This is a genomic window from Streptococcus oralis ATCC 49296, assembly GCF_000185265.1.
Classification (GTDB): domain Bacteria; phylum Bacillota; class Bacilli; order Lactobacillales; family Streptococcaceae; genus Streptococcus; species Streptococcus oralis_BC.
The window spans coordinates 2,017,949-2,030,543 of record NZ_GL622183.1; the positions used below are offsets into that span (position 1 = coordinate 2,017,949).

Below are 12,595 nucleotides of genomic sequence, written 5' to 3' on the forward strand. Positions count from 1 at the left end.
CTCACTTTACAACCTTCTCGATAAAATTCCGAATAGAAGACAAGCCATCTGGCGTTCCGATACTTTCTGGATGGTACTGGAAGCCATAAATCGGCAGGCTTTTGTGTTGAATTCCCATAATAGCTTGGTCATCAGTCGAACGAGCTGTCACTTCAAACTCTTCTGGCATTTCTTCAATCAAAATACTGTGATAACGCATGACTGGACGACCATCCTCAATGCCTTGATAGAGAACAGATGGCGCTTCAAAGCTGATATTGCTTTGTTTTCCATGCATGACTTTTGGAGCCAAACCTAGCTTCCCACCAAAGACTTCTGCGATGGCTTGGTGCCCCAAACAAATCCCTAGAATTGGCTTCTTGCCTGCAAAGTCACGAATCATGTCTTCCATCTTTCCGGCATCCACTGGCCAACCAGGACCGGGAGAAAAGACCAGACCATCTGCTTTTTCAGCTTCTTCATACAGCTTGGAATCATCATTTCTCAAGACCTGCACTTCTGCGAAATTCCCAATGTATTGAGCCAAGTTATAGGTAAAAGAATCATAGTTGTCAATCAATAAAATCATGGTCTTAGTTCTCCAATTCTAGTCATAGATTTTGCCTTGTTAATGGTTTCTTGGTATTCATTTTGGGCAATAGAGTCATAGACAATCCCTGCCCCAGCCTGCACATAGGCTGTTTGGTTTTTGAGAATCATGGTTCGGATGGCAATAGCGAAATCCATATCGCCCGTTGCAGACAAGTAGCCGATTGCTCCTGCGTATACGCCACGTTTTTCCGTTTCCAGTTCATAGATGCGTCTCATGGCCCGAATCTTTGGTGCTCCTGAAACTGTTCCAGCTGGAAGTGTTGATTTCAAGGCATCCATAGCAGTGAGTTCTGGAAGCAAACGCCCTTTCACCACGCTGGTCAAATGCATAACATAGCGGAAGAGCTCCACTTCCATATACTTGGTGACTTGGACACTGGCCGTTTCAGAGATGCGGCCAATATCATTACGCCCCAAGTCTACCAACATCCGATGTTCTGCTGTTTCCTTCTCATCAGAAAGCAGGTCTGTCGCCAAAGCCTTGTCCTCTTCATCCGTAGCCCCTCTTGGTCGCGTACCGGCAATCGGATTGGTTGTTACAACGCCATTTTTGACAGAAACCAAACTTTCAGGACTGGCACCGATAATTTGATAATCACCAAAATCATAGAAATAGAGGTAATTAGATGGGTTGGTCACGCGGAGATTTCTGTAGAAGTCAAATGGATTTCCAGTAACTTCTGCTGAGAAACGCTGACTGAGCACGCATTGGAACATATCACCATTACGAATCAAGTCACGAGCTGTTTCGACCATTTGCTCAAACTTCTGAGGAGCGATATGCGGTTTGAAGTCCAGCGGAGATAGATCCAAGTCTTCAAATTCATTTGGAGCAGGAATGCGTAATTCCTCAAGTACTTGGTTCAAAGCTTTTTCCAAGTCTTCTTGAACACGCTCGCTGTAAAGAGCATCCTCAATGACATGGATTTTTTCCTTCTTGTGGTCAAAGACCATGTAACTCTCATAGACAAAGAAATGCATGTCTGGCGTCCCAATGGTATCTTGAGGGATTTGACCAATTTCTTCATAAAGAGAAATCATATCGTAACCAACAAAGCCAATAGCTCCCCCACCAAAAGGTAGGTCTGAATGGTGCTGGCTCTTATGAGTCACTTCATAAAGGAAATCCAAGGGATCCCGATCAATCACTTGACCATTTTGATAAAGGACTCCATTTTCAAACTGAATCTCAAAAACTGGATTATAGGCTAGGATAGAAAAACGAGCGGTTTCCTTGTCTCTCGGAATACTCTCTAAGATAACCTTGTGTTGCCCCTTTAGGCGCATATAAGCCAAGATTGGTGATAAGACATCTCCATGAATGATTCGTTCCATTGTAATTTCCCTTTCAGTTTCTTATTTTTAATTTTTTGTCTTTTTTCTATTTCCCTTAAATAGTGCGGACGGGAGGTAAAATTATCCAGTGGATGATTTTAGAAATCCATGAAATGAAAGACCTAATTTTCGAGCTCCTCGCTCATTCATTTCTAGGCTCAGGCTAAAATAGTTCCCCGAACTATTTTACTCTCAAAAATTCCGTTCTAGAGAAGCAAAGATGCTTCTCTAGAATACCACTATGGCGGGAAATAGCGGTTTAATGCTCACTTCGTTCGCAAATATTTTATAGAAATTTATTTAGTGATAAAGCATAATTTAAAACTGATAGCCATATCTACGATAAATATATAAAAATCCCCACGCAAAATAACTTGCGTGAGGACGAAATTCGCGGTGCCACCTCAATTATAGGATTTCTCCTATCTCTCATCCCTGTCTCAGATACCTCCTGTAACAGGCTGTGCGATAAAGGGCACTCCCTTGAGAATTATGTTTTCTTCTCTTGTTTCAGATGGACCCAACCTTACAGCATTCTCTGCTTGTTTCCAGCAACCACAAGCTCTCTGTGAGAGAAAAGACTGTAATTTTTCCATCTATTATTTTTTAGCTTCTAGGTAGTCTGCAATGGCAGCTACGTCCTTGTCTCCACGACCAGAGACATTGATGATGATAATCTCATCTTTACTTAGTTTCGGTGCACGTTTAACCGCCTCTGCGATAGCGTGCGAACTTTCGATCGCTGGGATAATCCCTTCAGTCTTGCTTAGAAGGAGCAAGGCTTGAACAGCTTCTTCATCTGTCGCTGCTACGTATTCCACGCGGCCAGAATCTTTGAAGTAGGCGTGTTCTGGGCCAACCCCTGGATAGTCCAAACCAGCTGAGATAGAGTAAACTGGCGCCAGCTCTCCGTCTTCCTTAAAGACTGCATAGGTCTTCATACCATCGACAATTCCGACACTACCCTTTGTCATAGTGGCTGCATGCTTGTCTGTGTCAAGCCCATGACCAGCAGCTTCGACCCCAACCAATTTGACTTCTTCATCAGCCACATACTGCGAAAAAGCACCGATGGCATTGGAACCACCACCTACACAGGCAATGACGTAGTCTGGTAAACGACCTTCTTTTTCTAAGATTTGACGACGAGATTCTTCACTGATGACCTTTTGGAATTCATGAACAATTGTAGGATAAGGATGAGGTCCTACAGCAGATCCCAAAACGTAGAAGGCTTCAAGGTCATTCATCCATGCTCCAAAAGCTGCATCGACCGCATCCTTGAGGGTACGAGTGCCTGTTTCAACTGCATGGACAGTTGCTCCCATCATCTCCATACGGAAAACATTGAGACGTTGACGCTCCACATCTTCTGCCCCCATGTAGACATCACAAGCCATACCAAACTTGGCTGCAGCAGCTGCTGTCGCAACACCATGCTGACCAGCTCCTGTTTCTGCAATCACTCGTTTTTTGCCCATACGTTTGGCAAGAAGGATTTGTCCTAAAACGTTGTTGAGTTTGTGAGAACCAAGGTGGTTCAGGTCTTCACGTTTAAGATAAATCTTAGCCCCACCTAGGTGGTCTGTCAAACTTTCCGCAAAATAAAGCGGTGTTTCGCGACCAGAATAATCCTTCAAGTAATGGCGAAATTCTGCCAAAAATTCTGAATCATCCTTGTATTTATCAAATGTCACTTCCAACTCATCCAACAAAGCCTGAATCGGCTCCGGTACAAAACTACCACCAAATTGTCCAAAATAACCTTTAGTTGTCATAAATTTTTCCTCTTTCAGTATTAATTTAAAGATATGAAAAAAGCCCACACACAGATTGGATTCTGTGTGAGGGCGTTGGTAACGCGGTGCCACCTCAATTATAAAGGGACTATTCCCCTTTACATCTCTGCCTTGTCTAACAACAAGTTGCACTGTAAGGTGTGCGCACCGAATTTTCATTGTTTCAAATTCATTTTTAAAATCAGCCCACTTTCACTACTTCCAACCACCTGTTCACAATCACCACAGGCTCCCTGAAGATCAAAAATAGTTACTTTTCTGATTTGTTGAGAATATTATATGCTATTGTCCGCTTTTTGTCAAGATTTTTTATTATTTTTTTCCAGAACCGAGGATTTCTTCAGAAATTCTCACCAAAGTCTGAACGATGTAATCAACTTCTTCATCGCTTAATTTAGTGTGAAGAGGGAGGGTAATTTCATTTTCAAAGAAGGCATAGGCCCTTGGATAATCTGCCATATCAAAACCAAGATTCTTATAGGCTGTCAAGAGAGGAAGCGGTTTATAGTGTACATTACTTGCAATTCCTGCTTTGGCCAATTCTTGGATGATAAGGTTGCGTTCTTCTAAACTTGCTCCTTCTACATGGGTGATGTAGAGGTGGCGTGAAGATTCGACAGTATCAGTCTTGTGTACCAGTGGGTGAATACGAGTACCTGCAAAACCACGATCATAGCGGTCCACGATGTCCTTACGACGTTCTAGCAAAGCTGGGTAACGATCCAATTGTACCAAACCAATCGAAGCCATGATATCGGTCATATTGCACTTGTAGGCTGGTGTGACGATATCGTATTCCCATGAACCCAATTGCATCTTGGCAAGAGCATCCTTTGTTTGACCGTGAAGGGAAAGGATTTGGAACTCCTTGTACATCTCTTCGTCGTCAATCGCTGGATTGGCTTTCCAAGTCGCACTTCCTCCCTCAGCAGTTGTAAAGTTCTTAACGGCATGGAATGAGAAGGAAGTAAAGTCAGCGATAGATCCAGCTGGTTGTCCTTTGTAAGTAGATCCCAAAGCATGAGCACTATCAGAGACAATCACGATACGGTTAAAGGCCTTTTGCCACTTGCTAGCAGCTGTAAAGAGATCACGTTTTTTCTCCACAACTTGGAACAAACGGTCATAGTCGCACACAATCCCTGCAAGCTCAACCGGAATAATCACCTTAGTCTTTTCAGTAATGGCTTGCTCTAGCAAGTCATAGTCCATTTCAAACGTATCTGCTTGGATATCCACCATGACAGGTGTCGCTCCTACGTGTGTGATGACACTGCATGAAGCTGTATAAGTCATAGCTGGAACGATGACTTCATCACCTGATCCCACTTCCAAAACACGTAAAATCAACTCAAGAGCGGCTGTCGCAGAGTTGAGGCAGACAGTCTTAGGTGTCTGTGTGTATTGAGACAAGCGACGCTCCAGTTCTTTTGTCTTAGGACCTGTTGTGATCCAACCAGAGCGCAGGGTATCCGCTACTTCAGCAATTTCTGCTTCTGTAATATCGGGTGGTGAAAATGGAATATTGTAATTTGGCATTGATTTGCTCCTTTTATCTGTACTCATTTTCTTATGACTACTTTATTTTAGCACTTCAAACACGGTTTGAAACATGATTTTGATGTCTCCAAGGAAACTAAATTCTCGGAGATAGGCGAGATTATAGCGCATCTTTTCAGGAAGAACATGCTCTACATAGGCCTGGTCAACCGACAGACCTTCCTCTGTCATCTGACTGATGATCGTGTCCTCATCCTTGTAGTTGATGCTGGCTGGAGAGGTGATTCCTGCTGGCAAGAGCAAGGTCGCCATCATTTCAGGACTATACTGCTCGGTGTAACGTGGCACTTCAGGACGGGTCCCTACAAAGGACATCTCGCCTTTAAGGACATTGACCAGCTGAGGTAGTTCGTCCAAGCGCACACGGCGGATGAAATTTCCAACCTTGGTAATGCGGCTGTCGTTAGCAGAAGTCACCAGGCTTCCTTTTTTATCCGCATCCGTTACCATAGTACGGAACTTCCAAATCTTGAACGGACGGTTGTACTGGGTCACGCGCTCTTGCTTGTAAATGACAGGTCCCTTGCTATCCAACTTGATCCAAATGCTCAAGATAAGAAAGATGGGAGAAGTCAAAACTAGCAAAAACAGAGCCAGAACCCAGTCTAGGCAACGCTTGAAAATCAGCGAACCCTTCCTTTTAGAGACAAGCTGGTAATAAGACTCAACCTCGCTTGATTGCATTTCCACGGGCAAGTCTTCCCATTTCAGCATGCTGTTTCTCCTTTGTTTTTATTATACTATTTGTCAACATTTTTCATTATACCACAAAATGGAAAAGGCGGTGCAAGAAATCTGTGATTTGAAGAATTTCCTTCTGGTGCTCAATGAAAATCAAAGTACAGCTTTGAGGTTGCAGATAAAGCTGACATGGTTTGAAGAGATTTTCAAAGAGTATTAGGACATGGCCCCTGCCTGCAAGCTATACATTTTGTGATAGGTTCCTCCCAAGGCCAAGAGTTCCTCATGGGTTCCACTCTCTATGATGCGCCCCTTATCCAAGACATAAATACAGTTGGCGTCCTGGATGGTCGAAAGGCGATGAGCAATGGCAATGGTTGTCCGTCCCTGTCTCATCTTAGCTAGGGAATCTTGAACCAAACTTTCTGTTTCAGAGTCAATATTGGCTGTCGCTTCATCCAAAATCAGGATTTTAGGCTGACTGGCGACTGTTCTAGCAAAGGCAAGAAGCTGGCGCTGGCCAGTAGAAAAGCTCGAACCACGCTCGGAAACGGGGGCATCATAACCCTGCGGAAGGTCCTGAATAAAGGAATCTGCATCCACAAAGGCAGCCGCAGCCTGGACCTCTTCATCACTAATGTCTTGGTACATGGCGATATTGGACTTGATAGTCCCGTGATAGAGGAAGGGATCTTGTAAGACTAAACCGATATTTTTTCTCAGCTCTTCCTGACTGTAGTCTCTAATATCCACACCATCCAAGAGAACGTGGCCTGACTGAAATTCATAAAAGCGCATGAGGACATTGATAATGGAAGATTTCCCCGAACCTGTATGACCTACAAAGGCAATGGTTTCGCCCTTGTTAACTGAAAAGGAAATATCATCCAGAATCGGATGTTTGCCATCATATGAGAAACACACATGTTCAAAACGGATATTGCCTTCTTGGACTTTTGCTTGCTCATCTTCTTGAAGAGGCTCATAGGTCATTTCATCAATCAAGGCAAAGACACGACCTGCAGACACCATGGAAGTTTGAAGGGTTGAAAAGTTTTGCGTCACCTCAATCAGGGGATCAAAAAGACGGTTGATGTACTGGATAAAGGCATACATGGTTCCGGCTGTTATCCCGATTGAAAGACCACGGTAACCAAAGTAAGCCATCAAAACAGCGTAGCCTAGGAGTTTCAGCAAACTCATAGCAGGTCTCAAAAAGAGGGCATCCAAGGCTACAGATCGGTTGGCATAGACCAAGTGTTCTTGGTTGATTTCATCAAATTCTGCCTGCAGGCGCTTCTCTTGATTAAAGGCCTGGATAATCCTAATCCCCTCGATATTCTCTGCCAGCTTACTATTGATATCTGACAAGAGACTTCTGGTTTTCTCGATGATTTTCACTGATTTTTTCCGGTAGAGATTGACCAAAAGGAAAATCAAGGGAAGAAAGAGCAAGACTAAAGCTGTCAAACGAAAATCCAGCACCAACATGGTATACAGGGTTGTCAGAAAGATGAAGACTGCTGAAATAAAGCTGGATAAAATCCCCGAAAACATATCACTGATGGTCTCGGTATCATTTGTCAAACGAGAAACGATGGAACCTGCTGGCGTCTTGTCAAAATAAGACATGCCCAGTTTCTCCATATTGGCAAAGGCATCGCGACGAATATCTCTGACAATACTGTAGGACACCCGCGCAAAGAGAAGATTGCCGACATACTGAACTAGAGTTTGTAGGAGATAAAGACCATAGTAGGCTAATAAAACTGTAATAGCAAGATGGTTTAGGTTGCTGAGGTACTGGTCGATAAAGTGGGAAGCCACAAGGGGAATGACACTTTTAATGACTGTAGTCACGAGGAGAAAACTGAGTGCCAAAAAGGTCAGGAGGCCATAGGTCTTGAGATAGGACATCAAGCGCTTCAATACAGCCCATTGTTCTTTCTTATTCTGCATCTTCTTCTCCTTTCATTTCCAACTGCTGAGACTGATAGGTTTGGGCATACCAGCCATCTAAAGCTAGCAGGTCTTCGTGTGTACCGCGTTCTATGATTTGGCCATTTTGCAGAACCAAAATCAGATCTGCATGTACAACTGCACTGAGGCGATGGGCTGTGATAATGGTTGTCTTATCCTTCCGCGTCTCCTTGAGATTGTCGATGATTGCATACTCCGTCTTGGCATCCACGGCGGACAAGGAATCATCTAAAATCAAAATATCAGGGTCTAAAATCATAGCCCGACTCATTGCCAGACGTTGCTTTTGACCACCTGAGAGACTGACTCCTTTTTCACCTATCAGCGTATCAAATCCCTGAGGCATGTCTACAATATCTTGGTAAACTTGTGCTAGCTTGGTCGCTTCCTCGACTGCTGAAAGGGGCAAGTTCGGATTGCCGAAGCGGATATTGTCTAAGATAGAGGTCGCAAAGAGAAACTGGTCCTGAGGAACATAGCCCATGAGACCACGAAGGTCTGTCAGACGATAGTCCCGAATATCATGACCGTTTAGGTAAATAGCTCCCTTATCCACATCGTATTCACGCAAGAGGAGCTTAATCAAGGATGTTTTTCCAGAGCCTGTCTGACCGACCAAGCCTAGGGTTTGTCCTTTTTCTAAACTAAAGTGAATATCCGTCAGTGTCTCCTCATTTTCAAAGGCAAAGCTGTCAATGGCGTACTTCAAACGTCCATTTTCGATACTGTCCAGAGGAAACTCAGGGTCTTTTACAGGTGATTCCTGAGACAAAAGTTCCTCAATCCGCTGGAAAGAAACCTTGCCTCGCTGAGTGATATTAAAGAGGAAGCCAATGGCCATAAGAGGCCAAACCAGCATATCCAAGTAGCTGATAAAGGTAACCAGATTTCCAACCGTAATCTGCCCCTCCTGAACCATCAAAGAACCGAGCAAAAGAGTTAAAACGTAGGACGAACCAACAAACAAGAGAACCATGGGATCGAAGAGACTATCGTATTTCATGGTTTGCAGGTTCTTTTGGAAGGTCAATTCATTTACTTCCTGAAAAGACTCCAGCTCATCCGTCTGATAACCGAAAGACTTGGTCACTTTGATACCTGATACAGACTCCTGCACCTTGTTATTGAGTTCGGAAAAGGCAGCTTGAGATTCTCCGAAAGCCTTATGAGTCTTTCTCCCTAGACGACTGGTCGCATAAGCCATAAAAGGCAAGGGAAGAATGGCAACCAAGGTCATTTGCCATGAAATGCTAAAGAGCATAGTCAGCAAGGTCACTAGAGCCGTGATAGAGGCATCGACCGCAGACATGACACCACCACCTGCGAGACGAGTTAAGGCATTGATGTCATTTGTAGCGTGCGCCATCAAATCCCCTGTCCGATAGGTCTGATAAAAGGCTGGCGACATCTTGGTAAAATGCTCAAACAAACGAGACCGCATAATCTGCCCCAGACGGTAGGAAGTTCCAAGGATATACATGCGCCAAACATAGCGCAGATAGTACATCCCAAAGGCTGCCAGCAGTAGATAAAATAGATTAAGAAGGAGGTCCTGCTGGGTTAATTGCCCCGACGTAATGGCATCAATCACCCGTCCCATGACCATGGGGGGAATGAGATTGAGGACGGAAACCAAGACTAAGGCCACAATCCCGACTAGATAACGGCGCTTTTCTAACTTGAAAAACCACCAGAGTTTTTGAATAATGGACATAAAATCCCTTTCTGATTGCAAATGGAAACCTGAGGCCAAGACTCAATGAAAATCAAAGAGCAAACTAGGAAACTAGCCGCAGGCTGCTCAAAGCACTGCTTTGAGGTTGTAGATAGAACTGACGAAGTCAGTAACCTACATACGGCAAGGCGACGTTGACGCAGTTTGAATTTGATTTTTGAAGAGTACAAGACCCCAGGTTTTTCTTATTCATAAGTTACGACTGTGACGGCACCCTTGTCATACTCAGCGATAAAGATATTGGCAACATTGTCATACCCTTGTTTGCTGAGGTTATCAAGTAGCCATTCTTCGCTCCGACCAATGGTCTCCAAAATTTCGACTTGGATCACACCGTCTGTGACAACAGGATACTTGGGATTCTCATCTCCCATTTGGACTACGATAAGTTGACCGTTCTGCTCCTGCATAGCGCGTTTGACCTGTTTCATTTGGAAAATTCCCTGACTACGTAGCTTAAGAGCTACGTCCGCTGCTGATAAACCAACCGAACGGCAGGCTTCTGGATCAATCTTCCCATTTTTGATGAGCAGGGTTGGCTTCCCATCAATCAAACGTTTCACAAAGTGAACATTATTGTTCAGCCATTTGAGAGTCAAGACCAGAATGGTCCACATAATCAGGATAACTGCATACTGAAGGATACTGATAGCGCTATTGTAAATCACCCCACCGATGATCCCCCCGAGTACATAGTTCTGAATTTGATCTATTGCTGAGTTAGGCGCTAGGTTACCCTTTCCGGTCACATTAATTACGAAAACCAGAGAAAAGAGACCCAAGGCTAGTTTAATTAAAATTTCGATATAATTGAGTGTCATTTGTTCACCTCCACCAGTTCAATTGCATCCGTTTTATACAATTCCACTTTCTCTAGCAGGTACTTGTCTGGCTCACTTCCGTTCAAGGCACGGTAATAGCGATCTCCGACCTTGATAAGTGCGCCATCCGTATCTGCAGAAGTATTGACATAAACCTCTGACTTGTCTACTCCCAATTCTTTGGAAACAAGCTCGATGAAATGAAGTGAAGCTTGAAATTTATTATTAGAAACTTGATTATTTTGATAAGTTGTGATGCTGACCAAAAGGAGAGCTAATAAGGTCAAAGCTGAAATCATGACCAACTCACGAAATTTGGTCCCCTTTTTATCATGGTAAGCCTTGAAAGCTAAAAATCCTGTCACAGCTAATAGGACAATCCCTAAAGCAATCATGATGCCATTTTGCTGACCGATTTGGCTGAGGACATAGTCATAAGAATAGAATTTCATGTATTTTCACTCCCTTTCATAAAATCATTCTTAATTATAAACGAAAGAGGGTGATTTTTCAAACCATACGTTGGGGAAATACGCCTTTTTTTGGTATAATATAGTCTGTAATCTGAATGAAAAAGGTAAGTTTATGAAACTCATATCATGGAATATTGATTCCCTCAATGCTGCCCTAACGAGCGACTCAGCTCGTGCAAAATTGTCCCAAGAAGTCCTACAAACCTTGGTAGCTGAAAATGCTGATATTATCGCTATCCAGGAAACCAAGCTTTCTGCAAAAGGGCCTACAAAGAAACACTTGGAAATTTTAGAAGAACTCTTCCCAGGTTATGAAAACACTTGGCGTTCCTCTCAAGAGCCTGCCCGCAAAGGCTACGCTGGAACCATGTTCCTTTATAAGAAAGAACTCACGCCAACGATTAGCTTCCCAGAAATCGGGGCTCCTTCTACCATGGACTTGGAAGGCCGCATCATCACCTTGGAATTTGATACATTTTTCGTAACGCAAGTTTACACTCCAAACGCTGGTGATGGGCTCAAACGCTTGGAAGAACGCCAAGTCTGGGATGTCAAATATGCTGAGTATTTGGCGCAACTAGACAAAGAAAAACCAGTCCTTGCGACTGGAGACTACAACGTAGCTCACAAGGAAATCGACCTTGCAAATCCTGCCAGCAACCGCCGTTCACCAGGATTTACAGACGAGGAGCGTGCTGGATTTACCAACCTCTTGGCAACTGGGTTTACTGACACCTTCCGCCACATTCATGGTGATGTCCCAGAGCGCTATACTTGGTGGGCACAACGCAGCAAGACTTCTAAAATCAACAATACAGGCTGGAGAATCGACTACTGGCTCACCAGCAATCGCGTGGCTGAAAAGGTAACTAAGTCTGACATGATTGACTCAGGTGCGCGCCAAGACCATACGCCAATTGTATTGGAAATTGAACTCTAAGGAGAAAGCTAATGGACTATCAAGCTGTCATTCCTGAATTTGTAGTATCTGACCTCGAAAAGTCACGCCACTTCTACTGCGACTTGCTGGGATTTTCTGTCGAATACGAGCGTCCAGAGGAGAAATTTCTCTTCCTCTCGCTTGAAGACTGCCAACTTATGCTAGAAGAAGGCAGCACAGAAGAATTAGCCCAACTAACCTATCCTTTCGGGCGCGGTGTCAATATTTCCTTTGGCATTGAAGATGTCCCTCAGCTCCACCAAAAACTGCTAGAAGCTGACTATCCTATTTATCGTCCGCTGACCAAAAGAGAATTTCGAGTGGGAGATAGCTTTATTTACCCTCATGAATTTGCAGTTTTGGATCCAGATGGTTATTTTCTAAGATTTAGCGAATAGAATAATCGAAGTCTACAATACTATCTAGCATTGCAGCCTTTTATTCGTTCGTTTTTATGATCTATTTACTAACAAAATATTTGATTTATAAAGCTAATTGGTGTAAAATATAAACATTGGCAGTAGCCTGTTTAAAATTGAATATCATTTTACTTGTTTATGTCGTGAATTGGCACGACGTTTCTACAAGGTGCCGGAACACCTAACAATGAGTATGTCAGCTGAAGGTATGGTTTTGGCCATACCTATTTTGAGGACTTACTTAGGGGATTAAGTAGGTCC

The 12,595-nt window shown here is 43.6% G+C and carries 11 protein-coding genes, 1 riboswitch and 2 other annotated features; of the genes, 2 read left to right on the forward strand and 9 right to left on the reverse strand.

Features of this window, described 5'->3' with window-relative positions; all coding sequences use genetic code 11:
• Window position 1: 1 nt before the first annotated feature.
• The 9 genes from HMPREF8578_RS11945 to HMPREF8578_RS11995 all read right to left on the reverse strand — a co-directional run bounded on the left by HMPREF8578_RS11945 (window position 2) and on the right by HMPREF8578_RS11995 (window position 10,954).
• On the reverse strand, window positions 2–568 hold the full coding sequence (locus tag HMPREF8578_RS11945; protein WP_000601931.1) for an aminodeoxychorismate/anthranilate synthase component II: 567 nt from the start codon (window positions 566–568) through the stop codon (window positions 2–4).
• Window positions 565–1,926 carry an anthranilate synthase component I gene (trpE, locus tag HMPREF8578_RS11950; RefSeq protein ID WP_000439668.1) on the reverse strand — a complete coding sequence of 454 codons (1,362 nt, stop codon included), beginning with the start codon at window positions 1,924–1,926 and terminating at the stop codon, window positions 565–567. Before trpE ends, HMPREF8578_RS11945 begins: the two co-directional genes overlap by 4 nt.
• A 377-nt stretch (window positions 1,927–2,303) precedes the next feature.
• Window positions 2,304–2,529 (reverse strand) — a binding site (T-box leader).
• Complete coding sequence (gene trpB / locus HMPREF8578_RS11960; protein WP_000208452.1) at window positions 2,526–3,704, reverse strand: tryptophan synthase subunit beta; 1,179 nt, start codon at window positions 3,702–3,704, stop codon at window positions 2,526–2,528. Its footprint overlaps the feature before it by 4 nt.
• A 65-nt stretch (window positions 3,705–3,769) precedes the next feature.
• Window positions 3,770–3,995: a binding site (T-box leader), on the reverse strand.
• Between the two features lie 42 nt (window positions 3,996–4,037).
• Window positions 4,038–5,264 (reverse strand): DegT/DnrJ/EryC1/StrS family aminotransferase, encoded by a 1,227-nt coding sequence (locus HMPREF8578_RS11965; protein ID WP_001134534.1) that lies wholly within the window; start codon window positions 5,262–5,264, stop codon window positions 4,038–4,040.
• 42 nt (window positions 5,265–5,306) lie between these two features.
• On the reverse strand, window positions 5,307–5,999 hold the full coding sequence (locus tag HMPREF8578_RS11970; RefSeq protein WP_000922224.1) for a sugar transferase: 693 nt from the start codon (window positions 5,997–5,999) through the stop codon (window positions 5,307–5,309).
• 183 nt (window positions 6,000–6,182) lie between these two features.
• Window positions 6,183–7,925: an ABC transporter ATP-binding protein gene (locus HMPREF8578_RS11980; protein WP_001180033.1), complete on the reverse strand. Its 1,743-nt coding sequence runs from the start codon at window positions 7,923–7,925 to the stop codon at window positions 6,183–6,185.
• Window positions 7,915–9,660, reverse strand: coding sequence for an ABC transporter ATP-binding protein (locus tag HMPREF8578_RS11985; RefSeq protein WP_000022598.1), 1,746 nt, complete (start codon window positions 9,658–9,660; stop codon window positions 7,915–7,917). The genes HMPREF8578_RS11980 and HMPREF8578_RS11985 overlap by 11 nt, the downstream gene beginning before the upstream one ends.
• Before the next feature lie 206 nt (window positions 9,661–9,866).
• Window positions 9,867–10,502: a DUF421 domain-containing protein gene (locus HMPREF8578_RS11990; protein ID WP_000174433.1), complete on the reverse strand. Its 636-nt coding sequence runs from the start codon at window positions 10,500–10,502 to the stop codon at window positions 9,867–9,869.
• Window positions 10,499–10,954 (reverse strand): DUF3290 family protein, encoded by a 456-nt coding sequence (locus HMPREF8578_RS11995; protein WP_000675318.1) that lies wholly within the window; start codon window positions 10,952–10,954, stop codon window positions 10,499–10,501. Before HMPREF8578_RS11995 ends, HMPREF8578_RS11990 begins: the two co-directional genes overlap by 4 nt.
• A 133-nt stretch (window positions 10,955–11,087) precedes the next feature.
• On the opposite strand from HMPREF8578_RS11995, the gene HMPREF8578_RS12000 reads away from it, so the two are divergent.
• Together HMPREF8578_RS12000 and HMPREF8578_RS12005 are read left to right on the forward strand one after the other, a co-directional pair.
• Window positions 11,088–11,915, forward strand: coding sequence for an exodeoxyribonuclease III (locus tag HMPREF8578_RS12000; RefSeq protein ID WP_000767450.1), 828 nt, complete (start codon window positions 11,088–11,090; stop codon window positions 11,913–11,915).
• 11 nt (window positions 11,916–11,926) lie between these two features.
• Window positions 11,927–12,313: a bleomycin resistance protein gene (locus HMPREF8578_RS12005; RefSeq protein WP_000386235.1), complete on the forward strand. Its 387-nt coding sequence runs from the start codon at window positions 11,927–11,929 to the stop codon at window positions 12,311–12,313.
• A 133-nt stretch (window positions 12,314–12,446) separates the two neighbouring features.
• Window positions 12,447–12,542, forward strand: a riboswitch (purine riboswitch).
• The last annotated feature ends 53 nt before the right edge of the window (window positions 12,543–12,595 follow it).